Source organism: Allokutzneria albata (assembly GCF_900103775.1).
GTDB classification, from domain to species: domain Bacteria; phylum Actinomycetota; class Actinomycetes; order Mycobacteriales; family Pseudonocardiaceae; genus Allokutzneria; species Allokutzneria albata.
In genome coordinates, this window is sequence record NZ_LT629701.1 from 2778351 (window position 1) to 2802112 (window position 23762).

Annotated in this window: 24 protein-coding genes; 14 read left to right on the forward strand and 10 right to left on the reverse strand. The window is 70.6% G+C overall.

The genetic code is table 11. From position 1 onward, the window contains the following. The first annotated feature begins 18 nt into the window (after positions 1-18). Positions 19-573, forward strand: a complete 555-nt coding sequence (locus BLT28_RS12365; RefSeq protein ID WP_030430607.1) for an SDR family oxidoreductase — start codon at positions 19-21, stop codon at positions 571-573. Between the two features lie 263 nt (positions 574-836). After that, complete coding sequence (locus BLT28_RS42520) at positions 837-959, forward strand: hypothetical protein (RefSeq protein ID WP_269459648.1); 123 nt, start codon at positions 837-839, stop codon at positions 957-959. On the opposite strand, the gene BLT28_RS12370 is transcribed toward BLT28_RS42520, so the two are convergent. Continuing rightward, positions 956-2170: a sodium:proton exchanger gene (locus BLT28_RS12370; RefSeq protein ID WP_043812279.1), complete on the reverse strand. Its 1215-nt coding sequence runs from the start codon at positions 2168-2170 to the stop codon at positions 956-958. The genes BLT28_RS42520 and BLT28_RS12370 overlap by 4 nt on opposite strands. 88 nt (positions 2171-2258) lie before the next feature. Between BLT28_RS12370 and BLT28_RS12375 the strand changes: the two genes are divergently transcribed. Continuing rightward, positions 2259-2612 carry an ArsR/SmtB family transcription factor gene (locus BLT28_RS12375; RefSeq protein ID WP_030430605.1) on the forward strand — a complete coding sequence of 118 codons (354 nt, stop codon included), beginning with the start codon at positions 2259-2261 and terminating at the stop codon, positions 2610-2612. Here the strand turns inward: BLT28_RS12375 and BLT28_RS12380 are convergent. After that, entirely contained in the window at positions 2593-3756 is a 1164-nt protein-coding gene (locus BLT28_RS12380) for an acyltransferase family protein (protein ID WP_162184869.1), read from the reverse strand. The two genes, BLT28_RS12375 and BLT28_RS12380, sit on opposite strands and share 20 nt — an antisense overlap. Positions 3757-3902: 146 nt before the next feature. Between BLT28_RS12380 and BLT28_RS12385 the strand changes: the two genes are divergently transcribed. Beyond that, positions 3903-4904 (forward strand): helix-turn-helix transcriptional regulator, encoded by a 1002-nt coding sequence (locus BLT28_RS12385; RefSeq protein ID WP_052407521.1) that lies wholly within the window; start codon positions 3903-3905, stop codon positions 4902-4904. On the opposite strand, the gene BLT28_RS12390 is transcribed toward BLT28_RS12385, so the two are convergent. Beyond that, the gene (locus BLT28_RS12390) at positions 4825-6012 is read right to left on the reverse strand and encodes an acyltransferase family protein (protein ID WP_162184868.1); all 1188 of its coding nucleotides are present in this window, start codon (positions 6010-6012) and stop codon (positions 4825-4827) included. The genes BLT28_RS12385 and BLT28_RS12390 overlap by 80 nt on opposite strands. 139 nt (positions 6013-6151) lie before the next feature. On the opposite strand from BLT28_RS12390, the gene BLT28_RS12395 reads away from it, so the two are divergent. After that, entirely contained in the window at positions 6152-7084 is a 933-nt protein-coding gene (locus tag BLT28_RS12395) for a helix-turn-helix transcriptional regulator (RefSeq protein WP_052407519.1), read from the forward strand. Positions 7085-7091: 7 nt separating this feature from the next. Here the strand turns inward: BLT28_RS12395 and BLT28_RS12400 are convergent, their stop codons facing one another. The 3 genes from BLT28_RS12400 to BLT28_RS12410 form a co-directional block, all read right to left on the reverse strand. Then, the gene (locus tag BLT28_RS12400) at positions 7092-7283 is read right to left on the reverse strand and encodes a helix-hairpin-helix domain-containing protein (RefSeq protein ID WP_030430600.1); all 192 of its coding nucleotides are present in this window, start codon (positions 7281-7283) and stop codon (positions 7092-7094) included. Next, positions 7280-9358, reverse strand: a complete 2079-nt coding sequence (locus tag BLT28_RS12405) for a hypothetical protein (RefSeq protein WP_030430599.1) — start codon at positions 9356-9358, stop codon at positions 7280-7282. The genes BLT28_RS12400 and BLT28_RS12405 overlap by 4 nt, the downstream gene beginning before the upstream one ends. Before the next feature lie 64 nt (positions 9359-9422). After that, positions 9423-12269 (reverse strand): AfsR/SARP family transcriptional regulator, encoded by a 2847-nt coding sequence (locus BLT28_RS12410; protein ID WP_052407518.1) that lies wholly within the window; start codon positions 12267-12269, stop codon positions 9423-9425. A 90-nt stretch (positions 12270-12359) separates the two neighbouring features. Between BLT28_RS12410 and BLT28_RS12415 the strand changes: the two genes are divergently transcribed. From BLT28_RS12415 to BLT28_RS12440, 6 genes are read left to right on the forward strand one after another with little or no spacing between them, the layout of a single operon-like run. Next, positions 12360-13514 carry an NAD(P)/FAD-dependent oxidoreductase gene (locus tag BLT28_RS12415; RefSeq protein WP_030430694.1) on the forward strand — a complete coding sequence of 385 codons (1155 nt, stop codon included), beginning with the start codon at positions 12360-12362 and terminating at the stop codon, positions 13512-13514. Next, positions 13511-14746 carry a lysine N(6)-hydroxylase/L-ornithine N(5)-oxygenase family protein gene (locus tag BLT28_RS12420; RefSeq protein ID WP_030430597.1) on the forward strand — a complete coding sequence of 412 codons (1236 nt, stop codon included), beginning with the start codon at positions 13511-13513 and terminating at the stop codon, positions 14744-14746. The genes BLT28_RS12415 and BLT28_RS12420 overlap by 4 nt, the downstream gene beginning before the upstream one ends. After that, complete coding sequence (locus BLT28_RS40900; protein ID WP_052407517.1) at positions 14743-15060, forward strand: cupin domain-containing protein; 318 nt, start codon at positions 14743-14745, stop codon at positions 15058-15060. The genes BLT28_RS12420 and BLT28_RS40900 overlap by 4 nt, the downstream gene beginning before the upstream one ends. Beyond that, entirely contained in the window at positions 15042-16553 is a 1512-nt protein-coding gene (locus BLT28_RS12430; protein ID WP_052407516.1) for a class I tRNA ligase family protein, read from the forward strand. The genes BLT28_RS40900 and BLT28_RS12430 overlap by 19 nt, the downstream gene beginning before the upstream one ends. Further along, complete coding sequence (locus tag BLT28_RS12435) at positions 16553-17413, forward strand: LLM class flavin-dependent oxidoreductase (protein WP_052407515.1); 861 nt, start codon at positions 16553-16555, stop codon at positions 17411-17413. The genes BLT28_RS12430 and BLT28_RS12435 overlap by 1 nt, the downstream gene beginning before the upstream one ends. A gap of 34 nt (positions 17414-17447) precedes the next feature. Then, positions 17448-17801 carry a DoxX family protein gene (locus BLT28_RS12440; RefSeq protein WP_030430593.1) on the forward strand — a complete coding sequence of 118 codons (354 nt, stop codon included), beginning with the start codon at positions 17448-17450 and terminating at the stop codon, positions 17799-17801. Here BLT28_RS12440 and BLT28_RS12445 read toward each other — a convergent pair. Then, positions 17791-19098, reverse strand: coding sequence for an MFS transporter (locus tag BLT28_RS12445; RefSeq protein ID WP_030430592.1), 1308 nt, complete (start codon positions 19096-19098; stop codon positions 17791-17793). The genes BLT28_RS12440 and BLT28_RS12445 overlap by 11 nt on opposite strands. A gap of 169 nt (positions 19099-19267) precedes the next feature. On the opposite strand from BLT28_RS12445, the gene BLT28_RS40060 reads away from it, so the two are divergent. Next, on the forward strand, positions 19268-19627 hold the full coding sequence (locus BLT28_RS40060; protein WP_030430591.1) for an MmyB family transcriptional regulator: 360 nt from the start codon (positions 19268-19270) through the stop codon (positions 19625-19627). Here the strand turns inward: BLT28_RS40060 and BLT28_RS12455 are convergent. Together BLT28_RS12455 and BLT28_RS12460 are read right to left on the reverse strand one after the other, a co-directional pair. Further along, positions 19617-20279 (reverse strand): response regulator transcription factor, encoded by a 663-nt coding sequence (locus tag BLT28_RS12455; RefSeq protein WP_030430590.1) that lies wholly within the window; start codon positions 20277-20279, stop codon positions 19617-19619. The two genes, BLT28_RS40060 and BLT28_RS12455, sit on opposite strands and share 11 nt — an antisense overlap. Next, on the reverse strand, positions 20276-21442 hold the full coding sequence (locus BLT28_RS12460) for a sensor histidine kinase (protein ID WP_030430589.1): 1167 nt from the start codon (positions 21440-21442) through the stop codon (positions 20276-20278). The genes BLT28_RS12455 and BLT28_RS12460 overlap by 4 nt, the downstream gene beginning before the upstream one ends. 163 nt (positions 21443-21605) lie before the next feature. Between BLT28_RS12460 and BLT28_RS12465 the strand changes: the two genes are divergently transcribed. Next, positions 21606-21914: a DUF6223 family protein gene (locus tag BLT28_RS12465; protein ID WP_030430588.1), complete on the forward strand. Its 309-nt coding sequence runs from the start codon at positions 21606-21608 to the stop codon at positions 21912-21914. A 147-nt stretch (positions 21915-22061) separates the two neighbouring features. Further along, positions 22062-22595 carry an IS5 family transposase gene (locus BLT28_RS12470; protein WP_162184867.1) on the forward strand — a complete coding sequence of 178 codons (534 nt, stop codon included), beginning with the start codon at positions 22062-22064 and terminating at the stop codon, positions 22593-22595. A gap of 9 nt (positions 22596-22604) precedes the next feature. On the opposite strand, the gene BLT28_RS12475 is transcribed toward BLT28_RS12470, so the two are convergent. Further along, entirely contained in the window at positions 22605-23723 is a 1119-nt protein-coding gene (locus BLT28_RS12475) for an HNH endonuclease signature motif containing protein (protein ID WP_083383729.1), read from the reverse strand. Between the last annotated feature and the right edge of the window lie 39 nt (positions 23724-23762).

Genomic DNA, 23762 nt, shown 5'->3' on the forward strand with positions numbered 1-23762 from the left:
CCGGCGAGGCTCTGCTCCATGAGAATCATCGTCGTCGGTGCCACCGGAATCCTCGGCTCCACAGTCTCCGCACTCCTGTCGGATCTCGGCCACGAAGTCATCCGCGCCTCCTGGTCCGGCCCGGTCCACGTCGACCTCACCGACCCCAGCACCCTCGACAAGCTGTTCGCCACTGTGACCGATGTGGACGCCGTGGTGTGCACCGCGGCCCACGCGCCGTTGAAGCCGCTCCTGGAGCTGAGCGATGCGGATTTCCGACAGGTGAAACTGGATGGGCAGTTGGCGTTGTTCCGACGGGCTGTGCACGCACTTCGGGACGGCGGGCGGATCGTGTTGACCGCCGGGCGTTTTGAGGGGCCGATGTGTCGTGGAGCTGTCGGGGCTATGGTGAATGCGGCGCTTGAGGCTTTTGTGGAGAACGCGCGCGGGGAACTGCCCCGGGGGATTGATGCGGCGGTGATGAGTCCGGGGTGGGTTTCGGAGACTCTGGCGTCGATGGGACGGACTGGTGGGACTCCTGCTGTGGAAGTTGCGCGGGGGTATGTGGATTTTGTGCTTTCTGCGGGGTCTTAGTCGGATTCTCCGGTCGGGGACGGCTGGGCTTCCAGCCCTGGGGGTCGGCTTGACCTGGGGCCCCCTGCGCGTACCGAGGGCCTGCCGGGCGGGCACGGTCAGGAACCGGCCCTCGCGGGAAAGCGCATGGCACGCGCACCCCAGGTGAAGCCGACCCATTTCCAGCCGCGGGTTCTGTTTGGTCAGAGGTTGCGTTTTCGGGCTTGCCGGGGCAAAACACCACGGTGCGCAACCTCAGACCGAAGTGCCGCCACCACCACCGGATGAAGCACGAATCCGACTGGAAGTGCGAGAACCTGCCAGACGATCGGCACGTCTGGACCACGCCGCGAGGCAAGGTCTACGAGACGGAACTGGAGCCCATCGCCGACCCGGCGCCGTTCTAGACGCGGGTCAGCTCCTGTGCGGGCTCGGCGGAGCGGCGGAAGGGGGCGAGGAACGTGGGCACGATGTGCCTGCGGTTGCGCACCAAGGCGGCGACGGCGACGGCGCCGTAGACGGCGCACAGCGCATAGCGGGCTTCCTGGCCGGGCAGGGCGAACTGGGCGGCGAACAGGGCGAGGAGGGTCCAGGCGGCCCAGCGCGGGAAGCGCAGCGCCAGGAGGGCGGAGACGCCGAGCAGGGTCTGGGTCGCGGTGAGCAGGAACTCCTCGATCTGGCGGGGGTCCAGGACGAGGGTGCCGGAACCACCGCCGATCAGGTAGGCCAGGGGCAGGCTGCCGACGAGCAGGGTCCACTGGTTGACCTTGCTGGAGATCAGGGTGCCGATCGCGGCGGAACCGTTGCCGCGCAGGGCGAACAGGATCGCGACGATGAACTCGGGGGCCTCGGAGGCGAGCGGGGCCAGCCACTGGACGAGCAGGAAGCGGTCGACGCCGAGCTGGGTGCCGGTGTCGATCAGGGCGTGCGCGAACGGTTCGGCGCAGAGCAGGATCACCACGGCGGCGAAGGCGAACAGGGCGGCGACGAGGGGGCGGCGGGTCCTCGGCGGGAGCGCGCCGATGATGGAGGCGGGGCCGACCAGGTCGGGCTCCTCGGCCTCGGCGCGGGAGACCTTCCAGAGGTAGAAGCCGAAGAAACCCAGCAGGGCCAAGCCGAACACGAGGGTGATCTGGCCGCTCACCGGGACCACGAACGCCACGACGGAGGCGATCGCGAGGAAACCCAGCTCGGTGCGGTGGCCTGGGTCGAGGACGAGTTCTCCGACCGTGCGGCCGGAGCGGCGGGAGGCGACGGCGAGCGAGACGAGCACGACGGTGGACCAGCCGAGACCGAGCAGGAGCCGGTTGGAGCCGGTCATGTTCGCCGCGGCGTAGGCCACGAACTCGGGGTTCTGCCCCGCGGTGTGGGCGAAGTAGAGGTCGACGACGTACTCGGGCAGCACGGCGATGAGCGCGAGCAGGGCGATGGCCAGGCCGCCGGAGATGTCCACCTGCGCCGCCTCGGCCGCCCACGCGAGCAGGAACGACGCGGCCACGACGGCGGCGCCGAACAGCAGCAGCGCCAGCCACGGGACCACCTCGGCGCCGGTGAGCCGGAGCACGAGGGCGGGCGCGGCGAGGGCACCGCACAGGGACAGCGAGCGGAACAGGACCATCACGCCATCGACGGTCGCACACACTTCGACACTTTCGCAATCGCCAAAATGTTGGCGCGGCTAGCCCCGGGTTGGGGTGGGAGGAACAATGAATCTCGCCATGCCGAAAAATTCCGAACCGACGCCGGTCCAGCTCAGCGCCGCCGCCGCCACCTTCGCGTTGTTGTCCAGCCCGCCACGGCTGCACCTGGTGTGGCTGTGCGCCCAGGGCACCTACGACGTGGGCACGCTCGCCCAGCGCGTCGGCGTGAGCATCCCCACGGTCAGCCAGCACCTGACCAAGCTGCGGCTGGCGGGAGTGGTGACCGCCCGCCGGGAGGGGCGGCACCACTTCTACGCCGTGGACGACCCGCACGTGCTGACGCTGCTCGACCAGATCTTCGAGCACATCGCGCCGGACGGGTCGCTCGCGCCGGACCCGCCTATCCAGCCAGCCGGGTGACCGCCGGGCGCTCGACCCAGCGGTGCAGCAGCCACGCCGCGCCGAGCGAGACGGGAATGACCACGCCCAGGATCAGCGCCGTCGCCACCGGGGTGCTGTAGGTCGAGCCGGGCAGGAAGACCAACCGGCACAGGTACATGATGACGACGAAGTGGATCATGTAGAGGGCGAACGAGCGGTCCCCCATGTAGACCATCGCCGGGCGGCGCAGGAACGAGCGGGCACCGCGGATGTCGCGGGAGGCGAACTCGCCGACCACCAGTGCGACCGGCAGGGCGAAGTAGGGCCCGAAGGCGAACACGGGCGGCAGCACCGCCAGCGCCCCGATCGCGAGGAACGGAAGCGGGAGCACCAGGCCGAGGCGGAGCGGCCGCCACAGGCCCTCGGCGAGGATGCGGGCGAGCACCATGCCGAGCACGAACTCCGGCAGGCGCAGCAGCGGCAGGAAGTAGGCCAGCCAGATCTGCGGCCACGGGACCGGCATGGTGGGCAGGATGTCGGGACCGTCCAGCAACAGCGACGACAGCAGCGGAACGGACAGGCCGACGAGCACGGCCACCCCGGCGGCGAACCACAGCCTGCGCACCGGGATCCTGCGCACGAGCGGCAACAGGAACGGGAAGAGCAGGTAGAAGAAGAACTCACAGGCCAGTGACCACGCGGGCGGGTTGGGGCCGAAGAAGTACGCCCCCGACGGAACCCAGTTCTGCACCAGGAACAGGTTCGCCAGCATGCCGAGCGGGTCGTACTCGGCGCCCGCCGAGAGCAGGTTCACGTGCAGGCCGTAGCCGATCACCAGGAGCATGCCCAGCACCCAGGCCACCGCGTGGTTGGAGAAGATCCGGACGAACCGGCGGCGCCAGAACCGCACCGCGGTGTCCTCCGGCCGGGCCGACCAGCTCAGCACGAGTCCGGACAGGACGAAGAACAGGGTGACCGACGCGGTGGCCAGCGGAACGAGCGCGGCAGTGGCCTTCTGCACCGAGGAATCCGCGTACAGGTTCGGGATGAAGAACGCGTGCGCCACGAGCACGGACCCGGCGGCGAAAACCCGGATACCGGTGAGGGAAGCGAGCCGGTTCGGTGCGGTCCGTCCTTGATCTGACTGCCGGACGACGGCTTCGTCGCCATCTCGAATATCCACGCGATTCTCCAATGTGTTCGGCCCCAGGCGAAGCAGATGCCCGTGATTGGCGATCGTCTCCCCGGGAAGGACCACCGCAAAGGACGAACCGCATATCCTGCTGCAAGCCGTAAGTTCACCGGAAGCTGGACAGAAGCCCGTCCTCGATGGAGATCGTCGTGCGCTACCACAACTGGACGATCGACTCCACGGAAGCCTGGACGGAGCTGTCCGACAGCTTCATGCCGATGCGCCACCGCTATCGCGATCCGATCGCGTGGCAGGCGGGCCTGAGCGCCCAGCAGAGCGCGGCGTACTGCCTGCTCCGCTGGGACCAGCGCGGTGACCGCATCGCTCACCGCACCCGGGACCTCGTCCGGCAGGTCCCCGGCGACGAGCACTACTGGGTCGTACTGCCCCAGGTGGGCCGGTACTCGATGTGGCACGACGACGAACCGCTGCACGTCGACCCGGGCGGCGCCGTGATCATCCGGTTCGACCAGATCTGCCGGATCCGCATCCCGGAGTCCCGGTCCTACGCGTTCCGGGTGCCGCGAGCGGAGTTCGACCACCGCCTCCCCGCCGCGCTCAACCTGCGGGTGGACATGACCACCGGACTGGGCCGGGTCACCGCGAACCTGATCACCAGCGTCCACGAGCAGGCCGACGCCCTCAACGCTCGCGAGTTCAACACGCTCTGCGACCGCATCGGCGACCTGCTGTGCATGCAGGCCCTCGGCGACCTGCGGCCGCAGCGGGCCGACCGTGCCGACGCCGCCGCGGCGATCCGCCGTTGTGTCCGCGAACGCGTCGGCCGCACTGACCTGAGCCTCCCGGCGGTGGCGCGCGCCCTGGGCTGGTCTCCCCGGCAGATCTGGCTGATCCTGCACGAGGAGGGCACCACCTTCCGAGACCTCCGCCAGGACGAGTCGCTGCGCGCGGCCAGGGACCTGCTCGCGACCGGAGAGGCCCAGATCAGCGAGATCGCCGCGAGAACCGGCTTCACCCCGACCTGGTTCTCCTCGGCCTTCAAGGCCCGTTTCGGTGAGACACCAAGGGAGTTCCGCCAGCGCCGGATCGCGGAGACGCCTATCCGGCCAGACGGCGCACCGCAGGACGCTCCACCGACCTGTGCAGCAGCCAGGCCGCACCGAGCGATACCGGAATGACGACCAGCAGGATCAAGGCCGTGGCGACGGGAACGCTGAACGTCGCGCCAGGCGTGAAGACGAACCGGCACAGGTACATGATCACCACGTAGTGGATCATGTAGAGCGCGAACGAGCGGTCCCCGAGGTAGATCATCGCCGGGCGGCGAAGGAACGAGGGGACACCGCGGACGTCACGCGAGGCGACCTCCCCGACGATCAGCGCGACCGGCAGCGCGAAATACGGGCCGAAGGCGAACACGGGCGGCAGGACCGCCAGGGTCCCGATCGCGAGGAACGGCAGCGGGAGGATGACGCCCGTTCGCAGCGGCCGCCACAGCCCCTCGGCGAGGATGCGCGCGAGCACCATGCCGAGCACGAACTCCGGCAGGCGAGCGGCGGGCAGGAAGTAGGCCAGCCAGATCTGGTCGCTCGGCACGGGCACGGTGGGCAGGAAATCGGGCCCCTGCAACAGCAGCGCCAGCACCGGAACGGACAGGCCGACGAGCACGAGCACCCCGGCGGCGAACCGCAGCTTGTGCACCGGGATCCTGCGAACGAGCGGGAGCAGGAACGGGAAGAGCAGGTAGAAGAAGAACTCACAGGCCAGCGACCACGCCAACGGGTTGGGACCGAGCAGGAACTCCTTCGAGGGAACCCAGTTCTGCACCAGGAACAGGTTCCCGAGCAGGGCGAGCGGGCTGTAGTCGTCGCCGAGGGACACCAGGTTGACGTGGATGCCGTAGCCGATCACCAGGGCCGAACCCAGCGCCCAGGCCACCGCGTGGTTGGAGAAGATCCGGACGAACCGGCGGCGCCAGAACCGCACCGCGGTGTCGGCCGGCCGGGCCGACCAGGTCAGGACCAGTCCGGAGAGGACGAAGAAGAGGGTGACCGACGAGGTGGCCAGCGGGACCAGGGCGCTGGTGCCCTTCTGGACTGCGGCGTCGGCGTAGAGACCGGGCAGGAAGAACGCATGGGCCACGAGCACCAGTCCGGCGGCGAAGATCCGGATACCGGTGAGGGACGGCAGCCGGGCGGGCCCTGTCGTCCCGGCGTCTCCTGGTTGCCGCACAATGGCTTCATCGCCATCTCGAATGTCCACGTGGTCCTCCGGTGTCGGATTCACGGGCGCCACCTTTCGCCCCCGGGCGAAGGAATGGCCGTGAAAGGTGATCTTCTCCCCGGGAAGAACCACCGCAAAGGGGGAGCCGGACTTCGTGCCCCAAGCCGTAAATTCACCGACACCTCGACGTAAACCGCCACCGATGGAGATCGTCGTGCACTACCTCGACTTCACGATCGACTCGTCGGAAGCCTGGTCCGAGCTGGCCGACAGCTTCGTTCCGATGCGCCACCGCTACCGCGCCCCGGAGACCTGGTACGCGGCACTGACCGCTCAGGAGACCGCGGCCTACGCCCTGGTCCACTGGGACCAGCGCGGTGACCGCATCAGCCACCGCACACCATCGCTCGTCCGCCGGTCCCCCGGCGACGAGCACTACTGGATCATGGTGCCCCGGTTCGGGTCGTACTCGGCGTGGCGCGGCGACGAGCAGCGCCGCGCCACCCCGGGCAGCGCTCTGATCAACCGGTTCGACGAGATCTCCCGGATCCGGATCCCGGAGTCCCGGTCCTACGCGTTCCGGGTGCCGCGAGCGGAGTTCGACCACCGCCTCGCCCCGGCCGCCCCGGTCCACACCCAGCTGGACATGACCACCGGGCTGGGCCGGGTCACCGCGAACCTGATCACCAGCGTCCACGACCAGGCCGACGCCCTCGCCGATCGCGAGTTCAACGCGCTCTGCGACCGCATCGGCGAACTGCTGTGCATGCTCGCCCTCGGCGACATGGGACCCCAGCGGTCCCAGCGCACCGAGGCCGCGGCGGCGATCCGGCGCTACGTCCGCGACCGCGTCGGCCGCAGCGATCTGAGCCTGCCCGCGGTCGCCCGCGCCCTCGGCTGGTCTCCCCGGCAGATCCGGCTGATCCTGCACGAGGAGGGCGTCACCTTCCGTGACCTCCGGCAGGAGGAGGCACTGCGCGTGGCCAGGGATCTGCTCGCGGCAGGGGAGGTCCCGATCGGCGAGGTCGCCGCGCGAACGGGCTTCACCCCGACCTGGTTCTCGGCGGCCTTCAAAGCCCGTTTCGGCGAGACACCAAGGGCGTTCCGCCGCAACAGGAGCAGTGCCGCGGACTGATCAGGGGTCAGGAGCCGGCGAAGGACCGCCCGCGCGCCGCCAGCTCCTCGCCGAGGATGCGGACGGCCTTGGGGCCGACGCCGTGGATGCGCAACAGCTCCTCCGCGCTCACCCGGGTCAGCTGGTCGTAGGTCGTGTACCCGTTGGCGGCCAGCTCGCGGGTGGCCACCTTGCCGATCGTGCGGGGGAACTCCGTCATGCGCCCACCAGTTGCGCGAAGAGCTCCAGGACGCGGCGCACCGCCGGCCGGGCGGCGCTCGCCCCGGCCACCCGGACGACCTCGCGGTCCGCGTCGGTGATCTTGCTGATCGGCTTGGCCAGCACCTCGAACAGCCCGGCGGGGGGCGTGCCGCAGAACCAGACCAGCCCGGAGTTCGTGCCCAGCGCGAGGTGTTCGCCGTCGGCGGAGGTGGCCAGGGTGCAGCCGGAGAGCTCGAAGCCCTCGACGTGGGTCAGCGTCTCCAGGTCGAACTGCACCAGCCGCACGGGGCTGCCGACCTGCGTGCTCATCGCCGCGAGCAGGCCGCGCCCCGGCACCACCCTCAGGTCCACCAGCGGGCTGCCCAGCTCCGGCGGCACCTTCGCCCTGGTGCCGCGGACCAGCTGGTCGCCGTCCCGGGTCCACCGGGACAGGTGGCCGTCGCCGTCCATGGTCAGCAAGGTGTCCGCGTCGATGAAGGCCGTCTCGCGGACCCAGCCGGGCTCCTTCGCGGTCGCCAGCAGCTCGGCCTCGGCGTCCAGCAGCGCCAGCTCCGCACCGCCGAGGGCGAACCTGCCGGTTCCACTGTGGACGGACAACGAGGCGGGGCGGAACCGGGTGCCCTCGGGGACCGCGCGGCGGACCTCACCGTCCATTCCGGACCCGACGAGCAGTTCGCCCCCGCCGGTGACGGCCACGAAACCGTTGCGCGAGCGGGCAAGCGCCTCGATCGAGCCCTCGTGCTTGGCCAGGATCTCGCGCTCGGCGCCGACGTGCCTGGCCAGCACCGAGCCCTCGGCGCCCATGTTCTCCGCGGTGATCACCGCGTACCCCAGGTGCAGCACGTGGGCGAAGCCCGCCTCAACCGTGTGCAGGGAGAGCTCGTTGCCGGAGGCGACCTCCAGCTCGATGATCGAGCCCTGCTCCTTCTCCCTGCCGTAGCGCGGATCCCAGGTCGGCGCGTGGAACCCGGCGGTGGCGGCGATCCTGGTGGCGTCCGGCGACAGCGACACGCTGTGCACCACGGAGCTGCCGACGCGGTAGCTCAGCGCCCAGTGCTCCGGTGAGCCCTGCAACTCGTGCACGACCTGCAGCGTCTCGATCTCGGCCAGCTGGGCGAACAGCCCCCACTCGGTCTCCGGCCGCCAGTCCCGCGCCAGGTGCACCAGCTCCACCGCCTGGCGCAGCGGCCGGGTTCGGGCGAACTCCCAGAGCCGCTGCCGCTCGTCGTTGTCGGCGAAGGCGAGGCCGATCTGCATGACCTGCTCGTCGGTCAGCTTCGCGCGGGCGATGAGCGTCCCTTGTGGATCGAGTTCGCGGTAGGCGTCGAGCTGGTCGGCGCGCAACAGGTACAGCGCGCACTCCAGCGGGTTCTCCGGCTGCAACCCGTGCCGCACCAGGAACTCTATCCGCCTCGGATGGCCGATCGCCGCCTCGCACAACCGCTCCGTCAGCGACGGGGTGGACAGGATGCGCCGCCGCGCGATCCGGCCGATGGCGCGTTCGGCGTGCAGCGCGGCGTCCAGCAGCTCCCCCGGGTCCACGTCGGCGCCGAGGGCGATCGAGGACAGCGGCGGAACGCGCCGGGGGTCGGGCTTGACGGGGTTGTGCAGCAACGCGTTGAGCACCGGCTCGTGCTCGCTGAGCGCCCACAGCGCGTAGAGCTGGTCGCCGGTGGCGGCGGCGCAGGCCTCCGCCACCCCCGCGCGCACGTCCTCGTCGGAGTCCTCGAACAGCTCGACCAGCTCCACCCCGCTGCGCCACTCGTCGAGCAGCCGCCCGTGCAGGGCCGCGGTGATCAGCCGGGGCTTGCCGTCGGTGGCCAGCGCGCGCAGCTGGCGCACGACCTTGCGCAGCGAGGAGTCCCTGGTGGCCACCCAGCGGTCGGCGACCAGCTCCCCCGCCCACGCCTGGTACGGGTGCCGCTCGTCGCGGGCGATGGCGATCAGCGCGTCCAGCGCGCTCGGGTAGCGGTCCTCGGCGGCGCCGACGAGCTGGACCCACGCCGGGTACCCGCGATCGCGCCAGCGGCTCTTTGACCGTCTGACCAGCTTCGCGGCTTCCCTGCTGTCCATATGGGCCAGAGTCTAGGCACGCGCCCCACGCTCTCCCAGCATTCGCGCGCCAAGTGATACCAAGTTAGGCCGATCCGGCGGCAAGGGTTGACCGCAGCAGCTCCCGGTGGGCGCGCTCGTGCGCCTCGTCCAGCCCGGCCCGGCGCAGCAGCGCCAGGCTGCGCCGCAGGGGCTCCAGCGCGGCCGCGTGCATGCTCTGGTCGGCCAGCAGCTGCCCGCTGCTCAGCGTGGCCAGCCCGGCGCCGCGGGAGTCGCCCAGCTCCAGGAAGATCTCCAGAGCGGCGTCGATGCAGCGCTTGGCCTCGCGGTGCCTGCCGAGGCCGCGCTCGTTCTCGCCGATGGCGAACAGCGTGTACGCCTCGCCGGTGGGGTGGCCGATCTCGCGGATGCGGCGCAGCCCACCGCGCAGGTGGACCAGTGCCGACTCGAACGCGCCGCGCCTGGTGTCCAGCAATGCCAACGTGTGCGTGAGGTTCACCTCGTTGAGCGGCTGGCCCAGTTCGGCGACGATGCGCAGCGCCCGGTCGATCGCCTCGCGCGCCACGTCCTGGTCGGTGTCGAGGTGGAGCATCGCCTTGATCTTCAGCGTCTGGGCGATCGCGTGCCGGTCGCCGGACGCGGTGAAGGCCGCCAGCGCGCGCTCGACGCGCTCCCTGCCCCGCCCGGTCTCCTTGCGGACGCTGTGGCAGAAGGCCAGGCCGACCTCCGCGCAGGCCGCCTCGTGCTCCTCGCCCAGCTCGTGCGCGGTGGCCAGCGCCGCGTGGAAGGACTCCACGGCCTCGGCGATGCGGCCGCGCTCGCACCACATGTCGCCGAGCGAGCGGTCGGCGAGCATCCGCAGCTCCGGCACCTCCGCGGTGGCGTCGCGAACCGCGCTCTGCATCCGTTCCCACTCCTGCCCACCGCCGGTGAGCTGCCAGAACGCGTCCAGCCGCCCGGCGAGCCGGGACGCGCGCACGAGGTCACCGCGCTCCAGGGCGATGCTGACGGCGTCGGTCAGGTTGCGCTTCTCCGTGCTGAACCACTCCGCCGCGCAGGCCCGCCCCGGCCGCGGGTCCAGGCTGACCCCGGCGCGCGGGATCAGGCAGGAGGCGGGCACCGTCGCGGCGCGGTCCTCGACCCGTTCGATCCAGCCGTCGAGGACCCGGCGCTGCGCGGCGATCCGGCCGGCTTCGGCTTCGCCCGCGGCTTCTTCGGCCGCACAGAGCCACAGCAGGTCGTGCAGCTGGTAGCGCAGCTGCCCCTCACTGTCCACTGTAGAAGCACGGAGCAGGTGGGCGTCCACAAGGGACTCCAGCGCCCGCACGGCCTCCCGCTCGGGCTCGTCGAGCAGTGCCGCGAGCACCCACGCGGGCTGTTCGCGCCCCGGCAGCAGACCGAGCAACCGGAAGGCCGTGCGCGGGCGCTCGGTGAGCCCGGTGAGGCTCAGCCGCACGCTGGCCCGCACGTCGAGGTCGCCGATGGCCAGCTCGTCCAGCCGTCCGCGCTCGTCGTCAAGGCGCTCGGCGAGCAACCGCAACGGCCACGCCGGGCGCGCGGCGAGCCTGGCTCCGGCGATGCGCACGGCCAGCGGCAGGCGTCCGGTGCGCTCGACGATCCGCTCCGCCGCCCCGGGTTCGGCGGCGACGCGATCCGCACCGACGATGCGCGCCAGCAACTTCCCGGCCTCGGTCGCGGAGAGCACGTCGAGGTCGACCAGCCGCACCCCGGGCAGCTCCGCCAGCCGCGCCCGCCCGGTCACCAGGACGGCGGCGCCCGGCGTCGCGGGCAGCAACGGCCGCACCTGCGCCGCGTCGGCCGCGTCGTCGAGGACGATCAAGATCCTGCGGTCGGCGACGCGCTCCCGGAAGAGCGCCGCCCGCTCGTCGAGTCCGTCCGGCACGACGGTTCCCGCACCGCCGAGCGAACGCAGCAGCTCACCGAGGGCGTCGTAGGCGGTGCGCGGGCGGGCTGTCGCCCCGGCCAGCGACACGTGCAGCTGACCGTCCGAAAAGGACTGTCGGAGCAGGTGGGCGGCGCGCAGGGCGAGCGCGCTCTTGCCGACGCCCGCCGGGCCGGAGATCGCCACCAGCGGCAGTCCCGGCCCGGTGAGCAGATCGGTCAGCGCGTCCACCAGTTCGGCGCGGCCGGTGAAGTCGGTGGTGTCCGCCGGAAGCTGCCTCGGCACCCGGCGCGGCGCAGCGGGGTTGCTGTCCTTCACGAGAACCTGCTGGTAGGCGGCCTGCAGCTCGGCGCTGGGCTCGACCCCCAGTTCCACCGCGAGCATCCGGCGGGCGTCGTCGTAGGTCTGCAACGCCTCGGTCTGCCTGCCCGCCCCGGACAGCGCGGTGATCAGCAAGGCCCGCAGCCGTTCGCGCAGCGGGTACCTGGCCACCCACGCGCGCAGCTCCCCCGCCAGCTCACCGTGCTCGCCGAGGGCCAGCCGCGCCCGCGCCAGCTCCTCGACGGCGAGGGCGTGCAGGTCGCTCAGCTCGGTCAGCAGCGGCTCCGCGGCCGGTCCGAGCCGCACGTCCTCGCACGGTTCCCCGCGCCAGAGCGCCAATGCGGACCGCAGCCGTCCGACCGCCTCGTCGGGCGGGCTCGGGGTTTCGGCGACCCGCGCGCGGAACTCCTGCGCGTCGATGGCCGATGCCGGGGCGACGAGCTGGTAGCCGCCGCGGTGCGCGAGCAGGCGCACGTCCGGATCGACCTCGATGATCTTGCGGAGGGCGGCGACGTAGCCGCGCAGGTTCGGCCCCGCCGAGGCCGGTGGCTCGCCGTCCCAGACGCATTCGGCCAGCCGGTGCGCGGAGACCGGGTGGTTGGCGCTGAGGGCGAGCGCCGCCAGCAGCCGCAGCCTGCGCGGCCCTCCCGCGGCGACGGCTCGGCCGCCGACGCGCACCTCGACGGGCCCGAGCAACCGGATCTGCACTCCCACACCTTCCGTGTACCGGATTTGTGCGCCACCTGTACCGGCGATCCCAAAACTCTGTCCCGCTTCGAAGAACTCGGGGGTGCGGAGATGACGACGTCCTACTGGCAACGCTCGGCGCTGCCCGCCACGGCGGAGGTCGTTGTCGTCGGCGGCGGGTTGCTCGGCGTCGCCTGCGCGTACTGGCTGGCCCGGCAGGGTGCGCGCCCCGTGCTCGTCGAGGCGCGCGAACTGGTCTCCGGGGCGACCGGCCGGAACAGCGGCATGGTCGTGCAGGCGACGGCGGAGTCCTACCCGGACGCGGTGCGGCGCCTCGGTGGTCCCCGGGCCAAGGAGGTCTGCGAGATCGCGGGCGAGGGAATGCGGCTCGTGGCGGAGATCGTTGCGGAGGAAGGGATCTCCTGCGATCACCGCGAGACCGGTCACCTCCAGTTCGCGCTCGTTCCCGACCAGCACGAGGAGTCCGTCGCGGCGCTGCACGAGGACGGCTTCGAGGCGCGGTTGCTCGACCGTTCGGGCGTGGCCGAACTCGTGCGGACCCGGCTCGCCGACGATGTGTGCGGCGGCCTGCTGCTGCCGGGGGCGCTCGTGCACTCGGTGCGACTCGTGCGCGGGCTGGCGGAGGCGGCAGCGCGGCACGGCGCGTCGGTGTTCACCCACTGCCCGGTGACCTCGGTCGGCGAACGCGGAGTCGAGACGACGCGGGGTTCGATCTCGGCCGAAGCCGTTGTCGTCGCGACGAACGCGTGGTCCGGCGGGCTTCTGCCGGAATTGCAGGGCTTGTTGACGCCCGTGCAGGGCCAGATGCTCGCGACGGAGCCGCTGCCGCCGGTGTGCTCATCGGGGATGTCGGCGCACATCAGCTCTCATGGCGAGTACTGGCAGCAGACCCCGGACGGGCGCATCGTGCTCGGCGGCTGTCGTGGCGCCGGGGCGCTGGACCGCGTGGACGCGTTGGCCGGAGTGCCCGAGGACGCCGTGCACGAGGCGTTGCTGGGCGTGCTGCCGCGGTTGTTCCCCGACATCGGACCGATCCGGGTGACCGACTCGTGGGTGGGGCCGATGGCGTTCACCGCCGACCTGGTGCCCGTGGCATCGCAGGTGCGTGAGCGGGTGTGGGCGGTCGGCGGCTTCTCCGGGCACGGGATGCCGTTCGGGTTGAGCCTGGGGCGGGTGCTCGCGTCCGCGGTGACGGCGGGTTCGGCGCTGTCGCAGACATTCGCGCACGAACGGCTCGCGGCATGATGGACGTCGTCGGCATCGGCGCGGGACCGGCGAACCTGAGCCTGGCCGCGCTGCTGCACCCGATCGGCGGGCTGCGGGCGCGGTTCCTGGAGCGGCGGCCCGAGCTGAGCTGGCATCCCGGTCTGCTGGTGCCCGGCGCGCGGATGCAGGTCAGCTTCCTCAAGGACCTGGTCACGCCGGTCGATCCGACGAACCCGTACTCGTTCCTGTCCTTCCTGGTCGAGCACGGGCGGCTGTACCGGTTCCTCTCCGCCGGGTTCTCCCGGGTCAGCCGCGCCGAGTTCACCCAGTACCTGGCGTGGGCGGCGGCCCGGCTGCCCGCCGTGGAGTTCGGCAGCGAGGTCGGCTCCGTCGAGCACCGCGACGGCCGGTTCGTGGTCAGCACGAACACGGGCCGGGTGCTGGCCAGGGATCTGGTGGTGGGAACGGGACCAGTGCCCCACATCCCGGACTTCGCCCGTGGCCGAAGCGGTCGGACCCTGTTCCACAGCAGCGACTACCTGGCCCACCGACCCGCACCCGGGCTGCGCGTCGCGGTGATCGGTGGCGGTCAGTCCGGCGCCGAGGTAGCACTCGACCTGCTCACCTCGGCGCTGCCGAGCCATCTGCTCTGGACAACTAGGCGATCGAACTTCCTACCGCTGGACGAGACACCGTTCACCGAGGAGATCTACACGCCGCAGTACGTGCGGCGGTTCTTCGGGTTTCCCGCCGAGACACGTCAGTCCCTTGTGGACGAACACAGGCTGAGCAGCGACGGCATCTCCTCGGATTTGCTGGACCGGCTCTACCACCGCCTCTACGAGCTGGACTTCCTCGCGGGGGCGAACCCGGCGCGGTTGCTCCCCGGGACGACCCCGGTCGGCCTCGACCGGCACGGAGACGGATGGCGCGTCACGGTGCGCGAGGACCGCACGGGCGAACTCACGGAGTTCACCGCCGATGCCGTGGTGCTCGCGACCGGCTACACACAGCGCCTGCCGTCCTGCTTGGACCCGATACGGGATCGACTGTCCGTTGTGGACGGACAGCCTGTCGTGGGGGCGGACTTCTCACTGGAGCTGCGGGACGCCGGGCGGTCCAGGGTGTTCGTGCAGAACGGCGCCCGGCACTCGCACGGGCTGGCCGACCCCAATCTCAGCCTCACCGCCTGGCGGGCGGCGACCATCGTGAACAGCTTGCTGCGCAAGGAAGTCTACCGGCTCGACCCCGAGGAGGGCGTTCTTCGATGAGCCCACGCCTGACCTTCGTCAACCACGAGACCCCGCAGGGGTTGGCGTGGGACGAGGTGAGCCTGCCCGCCGCGCCCTTCAAGACCGCGTTGCTGCGCGTCGACCCCGGGCACACCACCCCGGTGGACTCGCACGCGGTGCACGAGATCTGGCTCGTGGTGAGGGGGACCGGCGAACTGGTCTACGACGGCTCACCGATGCGGCTGTCCGAGGGCGACGCGGTCTACCTGGAGCCGCCGAAAACCCATGAGGTGCACAACGACGGCACCGAACCGCTCGTGGTGCACTCGACCTGGTGGGAGCCGACGCCGTGAACCTGTTGGTGCCGATCCCGGCGACCGCGAACGGGCGGCTGCACCTGGGCCACATCGGCGGTCCGATGCTGCGGATGGACGTGCTCGCGCGGCACCTGCGCCGTCGGGGCGAGCAGGTCCGGATCGTCTCCGCGACCGATCCGTTCGACTCGTTCGTGCTGCTGCGCGCGCTGCAGGACAACCGCTCACCGGAAGAGGTCGTCGAGCACTGGCACGCGTTGATCGAGCGGGATCTCCGTGCGGTGGGGATCGACCTCGACTGCTTCGCGAACCTGCTGGCCGAGCCGTGGGCGACGCGCAACGCGGAGATCATCACGCGGCTGATGGACGATCTCGTCGCGGAGGGGCTCGCGGAGGTGATGCGCGAGAAGTTCCTCTACTGCCCGGCCAGCGACCGGTGGATCGTCGGCGCCTGGCTGCTCGGCTCGTGCCCCACGTGCGGCGCCGCGTGCGCGAGCTACTTCTGCGAGGAGTGCGGCACGCACTACCGGCCGGAAATGCTCGCCGACGCCCGCTCGCGCTTCGGCCTCGACGAAGGCCCCGTGGAGTGGCGTGAGCTGCCGTGCCTGTACCTGCGGTTGCCCAACACCGAAGAGCTGACCCGCCGCATGGTGGACATGGGCGTGCCGCAGGAGTTCCGCGACATCGTGCTGCGCCACATCGCCACCCAGGGACCGCTGCTGCGGCTGACCCTGCCGGGCACCTGGGGCGTGCCGTACGAGGTCCCCGGCAGCCCGGTCCCCCAGGTGACGTTCACCTACTCCGTCGGCGTGCTCGCGTTCTGGCTGCTGTGCGCGGAGATGGCGGGCATCGAGCCGGGGTCGGAGTCGCGGTCGGTGGCCAGCTTCGGCATCGACAACTCGCTGCCGTTCCTGCTCGGCGGCCTCGGCATGGGGCTCGCGCTGCGGTCGGTCCGGCCGCTGGACCACGTGCTGCTCAACCACTTCCACACGTTGGAGGGCGCGAAGTTCTCCACCAGCCGGGGCCACGCGATCTGGGCGGAGGACATGGCCGCCGAAGCCGGTTCGGACGCCGTGCGGGCCTACCTCGTCGAGGTCGACCCCGCGCGCGGCACCACCGACTTCGCCCGCCCCGCGTTCTGGTCCTATGTGGACGACGTGCTGGTCGGTCAGTGGCAGGCGGCGGTGCACCGGGCGTGGTCCGGCCCGATGGGCGATGCCGACCCTGGCCCGCTGCTGCAAGCCCAGGCACGGGCCATCGACCCGGCGCACCAGGACCTCGTCCCCGCGCTCGCCGCGGTGCACGAGTGGGTCCACGCCGCGACGCCGACCCTGTCCTGGCTCAAGGGTTTCGCCCTGCTGGCCTACCCGTTCACGCCCGAGTTCGCCACGTCCGTCTGGCACGCCGTCGGCGGGTCCGGCGCACCGTCCACATCGGTGCTCGACCCCGCGAGCGGGTCTTCGGCAGAGGACTTCCTCCTCCGCTCCCCCTCCGTCGCGCCGCCTCGAATCACCTTCGCCAGGAGCCAGTGATGCGCTACGCCATCAACCTGCCCCTCTTCGAGGAGTACGCCAGCCCGCGCCTGATCGCCTCCCTCGCCCGCGAGGCCGAGCAGGCGGGCTGGGACGGCTTCTTCGTGTGCGACCACCTGGTCTCCGACCTGATCGACCCGCCGCCCATCGGGGACCCGTGGATCACCCTCGCCGCCGTCGCCGCCGCGACCGAGCGGATGCGCATCGGCCCGATCGTCACCCCGCTCGCCCGTCGCCGCCCGTGGAAGGTCGCGCGGGAGACGGTCGCGCTCGACCACCTCTCCGGCGGTCGCCTCACCCTCGGTGTGGGACTCGGCTTCCCGCCGGAGCTGGAGTTCGCCAAGTTCGGCGAGGACCCCTCCGCCCGCGTCCGGGCCGCCAAGCTCGACGAGGCACTGGAGATCGTCACGGGTCTGTGGTCGGGTCAGGAGTTCTCCCATTCCGGCGAGCAGTTCCAGATCGCCCCGACCACGTTCCGGCCGACCCCGTTGCAGTTCCCCAGGATTCCCATCTGGGTGGCCGGTGTGTGGCCGCGCCCGCGCCCGTTCGCCCGCGCCGCGCGGTGGGACGGCGTCGTGCCGATGGGCGAAGGTCTCGGGTACCACGAGATGATGTCCGTGGAGAGCACGCGCGAGGTGATCGCGGCCATCCAGCGCCAGCGCACCAGCGACACCGCGTTCGACGTCGTGCACTGGGGCAGCACTCCGGACGGCAAGACCGCGGTCATGGACGACTACGCCGACGCGGGTGTCACGTGGTGGATGGAGACCTTGGCACCGTGGTCCTACGGCTGGGCAGACGAGGGTCCCTGGCCCATCGACGCGATGAACGAGCGCATCCGCATGGGCCCGCGCGCCTGAGTCACCTTTGCCGCGTCCACGTCGTCGATGGGGTATGAGCACCGCATACGTCATCGCCGCCTGGGCCACCGTCACCGCGAACCTCGCCATCAGCGCCGCGGACTTCGCCAAGGCCAAGTTCGTCGTCGCCAACTCGGCCGAGGTCGGCGTGCCCCTGTCGTGGCTGCCGGCCTTGGCCGTCCTCAAGACCGCGGGTGCCGCGGGCCTGCTCCTGGGATTGCTCGGCGTCCCGCTCGTCGGCACCGCCGCGACCATCGGGCTGATCGCGTTCTACGTCGGCGCGGTCGTCGCGCACGTGCGAGCCGGAGTCCTGTACAACATCGCCTTCCCGCTGTTGTTCCTCGCACTTCCCACGACGACGCTGCTGTTGTCGTTCGCTAGGCCGTGAGACCGGCCGCGGCGATGAGGCACACGGCTCCGGCGACTGCCATCCCGGCCGCGGGGCCGAGAGCCGCCATCACCCCAGTGGCAGCCGCCAAGGTGAGTGTTTCCAGGCTCATTCGCGCTGTGCTGAACAGGGCAGCACCGGCCCCGCCCCGCTGAGCGGGTACGTGCGCGAGCGCCTGCCCGTCCGGCACGCCTTCCGTCAGCCCGAGGCACAACCCGATGACCCCGGCCGCGACGAGAAGAACGGCAGGACGGTCTGTGACCTGGAGGACGACCGCGGTCACCGTGCAGGCGACCAAGGCGATCACCACCAGCGGACGCGCCCATCGCCGTGCGAGCCGCGCGGCGAGAAGCGGGAGCACCGTTGATGGCACGGTCAGCAGGCTGAGCATGACCGCGGCCTCGCCCTGCCCCATGCGCTGGACCGCGCCGAGCTGCGGAAGCACGGTCAGCCCCACCACGAGCATCCCCATGAACGCTCCCGTCGCCCCGGCGTACGCGCGGTAGGCGGGGATTCGCAACAGGTCCAGCGGAATCGCGGGAACGGCCGCCCGCCGTTCCACACGGGCGAGCCCGATGGCGCTGATGACCACGACGAGGATGAGCACACCCGGAACCCACCAGGGGACACCGGCTCCCCAGCCCAACCCGAGCGCGGTCACCACGGCGGCAACGGTCACTCCGAAGAGGACAGCACCGGCTAGGTCGAATTCACCGGAAACGTCGGGACTGCGCAGACCTGGCAACGAGAGCGTGACCAAGGCCGCGACGGCGGCGATCGCTCCCGGGACCGCGAAAACGAGAACCCATCCTCCGACTGCCAAGAGCGACTGGGCGACCACCGGCCCCAGCGCCAGGCTGCTGCCCAGCACCGCGCCCGCGTAGCCGTACACCCGACGCCGCTCCTCCGGTGGATACACCGCCAGAACCATCGACGACCCACCGGCAGCGCACATGGCCGCCCCGACGCCAGCGACCGCGCGAAGAACCACCAGCGACGCCACGTCCGGTGCGAAGGCGGACAGCGCCCCGGTGACCGCGACGACGATGTTGCCGACAGCGAAGAACCGAGTCCGCGCGACGCGATCCGCGGCCACTCCAGCGAGCAGCAAGGCGGCGGCGAAGAACCCGTTGTAGGCGAGCACGATCCAGGGACCCGAGGCATCCGCGCCCGGCAGCTGAGCAGCCACATCGGGGACAGCCGCCGTGGCACCGGTGATCGCGAGCGGGAACACCGCGGTGGAGATGAGGTCAGCGGCGAGGACACGCCGACGTTGCCGGACAGACAAGACGAACACGGTTGCGCTCCAGAACAGGGAAGTCCGAGCGCCACTCAGGCGCTCCTGGCCACAGGGCCGGAGCGACAGCGAGAACCGGGGTAGGCGCCGCCGCTCTCAGCGACGGCGCACCTTGTCTGTTTCGGGCACGAGGACACGCTAACAACAGGCCCGGCGGAGCGCGTCGATCGTGGTCTCCGGTGTGCTCCGGCGCCATCCGCAGGCCCGCACCGATCATCACCACCCGGATCGGGTTGGCCGCGACGCGCTCGCGGACCACCTTCTCGGCCTCGTCCGGATCGGCGGAGACCTGCGCGCGGGCAGCCCACGATCACCGCCCTGCTGGAGGCCGGGCGCTCCGGGCGACTGCGGGCCGGCAGCACCAACCATCGAGCACGCCGAGCTGGACGAGCTCACCCTCGACTGCGACGTCCTCCAGGTGCCGGAGTCGGATCAGACCCTCCTCGTCTATTCGGCCGCGCCCGGCACTCCCTCGGCATCGGCGCCGGAACTGCTCCGCGTCACCGGCCTCGAACAGTTCAGCTCGTGACGAGCCCTGTCCGGTAGGCGATCACGACGAGCTGCGCGCGATCGCGGGCGCCGAGCTTCACCATCGCCCGGCTGACGTGGGTGCGGGCGGTGGCCGGGCTGAGGAAGAGTTCGGCGCCGATCTCGGCGTTGCTCATGCCCTGCCCCACCAGCGCCAGGACCTCGCGTTCCCGGTCGGTGAGCACCGCGAGCCGCTGTTCTGCGACCTTCTCGGCAGTGCGCTGTGCGGTGAACTGGGCGATGAGGCGGCGCGTGATGCGCGGCGCCAGCAGGGCCTCCCCCGCCGCGACCACGCGGATGCCGTGCAGCAGCTCGGCCGGTCCGGCGTCCTTGAGCAGGAACCCGCTGGCGCCCGCCTGCAAGCCCTCGAAGACGTAGGCATCGGTGTCGTACGTGGTCAGGATGAGCACACGGACATCCTGAAGTCCTTTAGTACCAACAATTTCCCGGGTAGCTCGGATACCGTCGAGCTTCGGCATGCGGATGTCCATGAGCACGACGTCCGGGCGCGTGGCGATGGCGCGCTCGACCGCTTCGGCGCCATCGCCCGCTTCCGCGACCACCGTGATGTCGTCCTCGACGTCGAGCAGGACGCGGAATCCGGACCGCACCAGCAACTCGTCGTCGACGAGCAGCACCTTGATCGTGTTCATGACGCCAACGGCAGCCGTGCGGTGACCGCGAAACCCCCGCCGGGGAGGGGCCCGGCTTCGAGCTCGCCGCCCAGGAGCTGACACCGTTCGCGCATGCCGAGGATTCCGCGCCCCGGCTCCTCCGGCGTGCGGGCGTCGGTTCGGCCTTCGTCTGTCACGCGAACCTCCATCGCGTCGGCGGAGTGCTCCACCACGATCGCGACCCGCGTGGGTCCGACGTGGCGAAGCACGTTGGTGATCGACTCCTGCAGGATCCGGTACACGGCACTGCCCACCACGCCGGGCACGGGTGGGGGCGGTGAAGCCATCGTGACGTCGACGTCGAGCCCGGCTTCGCGAGCGTCGGCGACCAGCTCGCAGATCTGCGCGAGCCCCGGCTGCGGGACCCGTCCGTCGCTGTCGTCGCGGAGGACTCCGAGGATCGACCGCATCTCCCGCAGCGCCTGGGAACTGGTTCGCTCGATGGTCTTCAACGCCTCGCGTGCCTGTTCCGGTCGCTTGTCGAGCACGTGCGCGGTGACGCCGGACTGGACGTTGATGATGGCGATGGCGTGGGCGACCGTGTCGTGGACCTCGCGCGCGATCCGAAGCCGTTCCTCGTCGACCCGGGCTCGCGCTTCCTCCTCGCGGGTCCGCTCCGCCAGCTCGGCGCGTTCGAGCGCTTCGGCCGCGATGACCTTCCTCGTGCGAACGCTCTCGCCCAGAGCCGCACTCATGACCGAGGCACCGATCCGGAAGAAGACCCATCCGATGGCGGCTCGCGGCTCGATGTCCGCGGCGGCGATCAGCCACACCGTCGCCAGGACCGCGGTCCCTCCACCGGCCATCAGCAGCGAGCGACGCCCGTCGCCGAGCGCGGTGAGCGTGTACAGGGCGACGAACAGCCCGAGCCAACCAGGGCCGTCAGGGAAGTCCAAGGTGTAGTAGGTCAGGCTGGCGAGCGCGGTCACCACGAACACCACGACCGGCCATCGGCGGCGCACGGTCACGGCAAGCCCGCTGATGACCAAGAGGCCGTAGCCCAGGTAGCCGAGATCGGCCAGCGGGCGCACGACCACCTCGGGTTCTCCGCTGATGCGGGTGATCGTGCCCTGGACCTGCATCACGGTGATGAAGAGCGCCAGCAGCACGTCCTGGGCCCACACGGGCGGCCGGAGTGACATGCGGCGATCATAGGTTTCCCACCCGGGCTTCCGCCTACGTCGAGGAGCGCGGTTCCACGCGAGCCGACTACGTCGATCGACGTACTGCCCGACGCGCGACGCCGGAGGACGCGAGGGGTTCAGGACGTGACGATCGTCTTGCCCTTCGACGAAAGGATTCCCGATGTCCTCCTTCTTCACCGTGCTGTCCGCCGCCGGGTTCGGCACCGGACGGCTCCTGCCCACCACTGCCGCCGTTCTCGGGCTGATCAGCGTGATCATCGGCGGGCTGGCCCTGGCACGGGGCGGGCGGGTCCTCGTCCGCACGGCCCTGGTGACGGGACTGGTCAGCTCGGTCGTCGGCGGGCTGCACATCGCCAACTCCGCCGGTGGTCTCGGCACCGGCAACGGCTTGGCCGGGGCGATCGTGGCAGTCGCCCTGGGACTGATCGGCGTGGTCGTCTGCGGCCTGGCCCTCCGCCGTGTCCGGTGATTCGGTTGGGCAGCCCGCATTGAGCATGACCAGCGCCGACAGGTCCTGACCAGGACAGGCGCTAGAGCCTGTCCTCAAGGGGGTTGCATGTGGCCTGCCTGAATCTTGTGCTGTGGCGCGTAGGCATGAGCGCCGCCGGTGCCCGCCGTGCTACCGGATCGCACGCAGAGGGCACACGACGGGCACGCCGAGCCAGATGATCATGCTATTGGTCGGTCGCGGGGCGGGCCCACTACCAAGCTCCATCTTGCCTGTGACAGGCATGGACGTCCGCTGTCGGTGGTGTTGACCCGGGGCAACGTCAACGACTGCACCCAGTTCACCAGGGTGGTCGAGGCGATCCGGCTCCGCCGTCCCGGTCCGGGCAGGCCGGGTCGCCGCCCAGACCGGGTGCTCGCGGACAAGGGCTACTCCAGCCGGGCCATCCGGGGCTACCTGCGCCGCCGTGGCATCACGGCGACCATTCCCGAACGCAGGGACCAGCGGGCCAACCGGGCACGGGGCGGTCGGGCCGGTGGTCGTCCACCCGCCTTCGATGCCGAGAGCTACAAGCGCCGCAGCGTGATCGAGCGCTGCTTCCAACGACTCAAGCAGCACCGGGCGATCGCCACCTGGTACGACACGACGGCCGTGTCGTACCAGGGCATGATCGATCTGGCCACGCTGCTGATCTGGCCTTGAGGACCGGCCCTAGAACGGCGCCGGGTCGGCGATGGGTTCGAGTTCGGTCTCGATCACCTTGCCACTCGGTGTGGTCCACGCATGCGTCCCGTCCGGCCGGTTCTCGCAGGACCAGTTGGAGTGGGTCTTCATCCGGTGGTGGTGCCTGCAGTTGGGCCGCAGGTTCGCGATGGTGGTGTTGGTGCCATCGAACGGGCAACAATGATCCAGGTCGCAGCGGTGCGCGGGCTGGTTGCAGCCGACCATCGTGCACGTCGGATACCGCGCGTTGATCAACTCGCGTTGCGCCGGGGTGGGCCGGTAGGTGGTGATGTGCTCAGCCATCCCCGTCACCGGGTCAGTCAGGATGCGCTTCCAGATCCCATTCGCCGCCACATCCGCCACGATCGGCGCGGGCAGCGGCCCGTACCCGGCCAGCATCACCGGGTCCTTGGTCAGGTCCAGGATGTTCGTGATCGGCATCGTCAGGTTCACGCACACCTCACCCTGCGGGGCGGGTGTTTCCCTGCCCATCAACAAATCCGCCGCGACATCCGACCGCTTCTGATCCAGCGTTCGGTCATCCTTCGGCAATGCCCGGGCGATCCGGTCGATGCGATCGAAGGCCAGCGCCGCGTCGAGGGCCGGGAGGACGACGCGCAGGGAGGCCATGCCGTCGTCGAGGTTGAACTTCTCCACCAACCGCTGCTTGCGCTTCTCCTCATGACGCCGCAACGCCGCCTCGGCATCGAGCTTGAGGACATACCGCCGGGCATACCGTTGAGAGGCGGTGTAGTTATGCGACGCGGCATGGTTGATCAGCACAGGTTCGGCAATCGCCTGGTTGGCCGCGTCGAGGACACTGACCTGATCAATAATCATCAACGCCTTGCCCTCATCGATCCGCCCCTCCGACAACGCCTCCAACACCACCGGGTGCTCCACCAGCGACATCGCCCGATCGATCAGCTTGTTGCCCTTGACCTGAGAGACACGCAGCAGCGGCATCAAGACATCCCCGGCATACTGCTGCACTTGCGGATCCAGGTCGTCATAGAGCTTCATCAGGGTTAAGGCGAAGTCCGCGACAGCCTTACCGATCGCGGCGTAGGCGGCGACGAGGTCGTCTTCGATATCGGCAGCGGCCATACCCTTATTTTAGCGTCTGCAAATAGTGGATCATGGCTC

Bases quoted from the DNA above. Each gene is read 5' to 3' on its own strand.
- BLT28_RS12365 (WP_030430607.1), top strand. From the start codon at position 19: ATGAGAATCATCGTCGTCGGTGCCACCGGAATCCTCGGCTCCACAGTC.
- BLT28_RS42520 (WP_269459648.1), top strand. From the start codon at position 837: ATGAAGCACGAATCCGACTGGAAGTGCGAGAACCTGCCAGACGATCGG.
- BLT28_RS12370 (WP_043812279.1), bottom strand. From the start codon at position 2,170: ATGGTCCTGTTCCGCTCGCTGTCCCTGTGCGGTGCCCTCGCCGCGCCC.
- BLT28_RS12375 (WP_030430605.1), top strand. From the start codon at position 2,259: ATGAATCTCGCCATGCCGAAAAATTCCGAACCGACGCCGGTCCAGCTC.
- BLT28_RS12385 (WP_052407521.1), top strand. From the start codon at position 3,903: ATGGAGATCGTCGTGCGCTACCACAACTGGACGATCGACTCCACGGAA.
- BLT28_RS12395 (WP_052407519.1), top strand. From the start codon at position 6,152: ATGGAGATCGTCGTGCACTACCTCGACTTCACGATCGACTCGTCGGAA.
- BLT28_RS12400 (WP_030430600.1), bottom strand. From the start codon at position 7,283: ATGACGGAGTTCCCCCGCACGATCGGCAAGGTGGCCACCCGCGAGCTG.
- BLT28_RS12405 (WP_030430599.1), bottom strand. From the start codon at position 9,358: ATGGACAGCAGGGAAGCCGCGAAGCTGGTCAGACGGTCAAAGAGCCGC.
- BLT28_RS12415 (WP_030430694.1), top strand. From the start codon at position 12,360: ATGACGACGTCCTACTGGCAACGCTCGGCGCTGCCCGCCACGGCGGAG.
- BLT28_RS12420 (WP_030430597.1), top strand. From the start codon at position 13,511: ATGATGGACGTCGTCGGCATCGGCGCGGGACCGGCGAACCTGAGCCTG.
- BLT28_RS40900 (WP_052407517.1), top strand. From the start codon at position 14,743: ATGAGCCCACGCCTGACCTTCGTCAACCACGAGACCCCGCAGGGGTTG.
- BLT28_RS12435 (WP_052407515.1), top strand. From the start codon at position 16,553: ATGCGCTACGCCATCAACCTGCCCCTCTTCGAGGAGTACGCCAGCCCG.
- BLT28_RS12440 (WP_030430593.1), top strand. From the start codon at position 17,448: ATGAGCACCGCATACGTCATCGCCGCCTGGGCCACCGTCACCGCGAAC.
- BLT28_RS12455 (WP_030430590.1), bottom strand. From the start codon at position 20,279: ATGAACACGATCAAGGTGCTGCTCGTCGACGACGAGTTGCTGGTGCGG.
- BLT28_RS12460 (WP_030430589.1), bottom strand. From the start codon at position 21,442: ATGTCACTCCGGCCGCCCGTGTGGGCCCAGGACGTGCTGCTGGCGCTC.
- BLT28_RS12465 (WP_030430588.1), top strand. From the start codon at position 21,606: ATGTCCTCCTTCTTCACCGTGCTGTCCGCCGCCGGGTTCGGCACCGGA.
- BLT28_RS12475 (WP_083383729.1), bottom strand. From the start codon at position 23,723: ATGGCCGCTGCCGATATCGAAGACGACCTCGTCGCCGCCTACGCCGCG.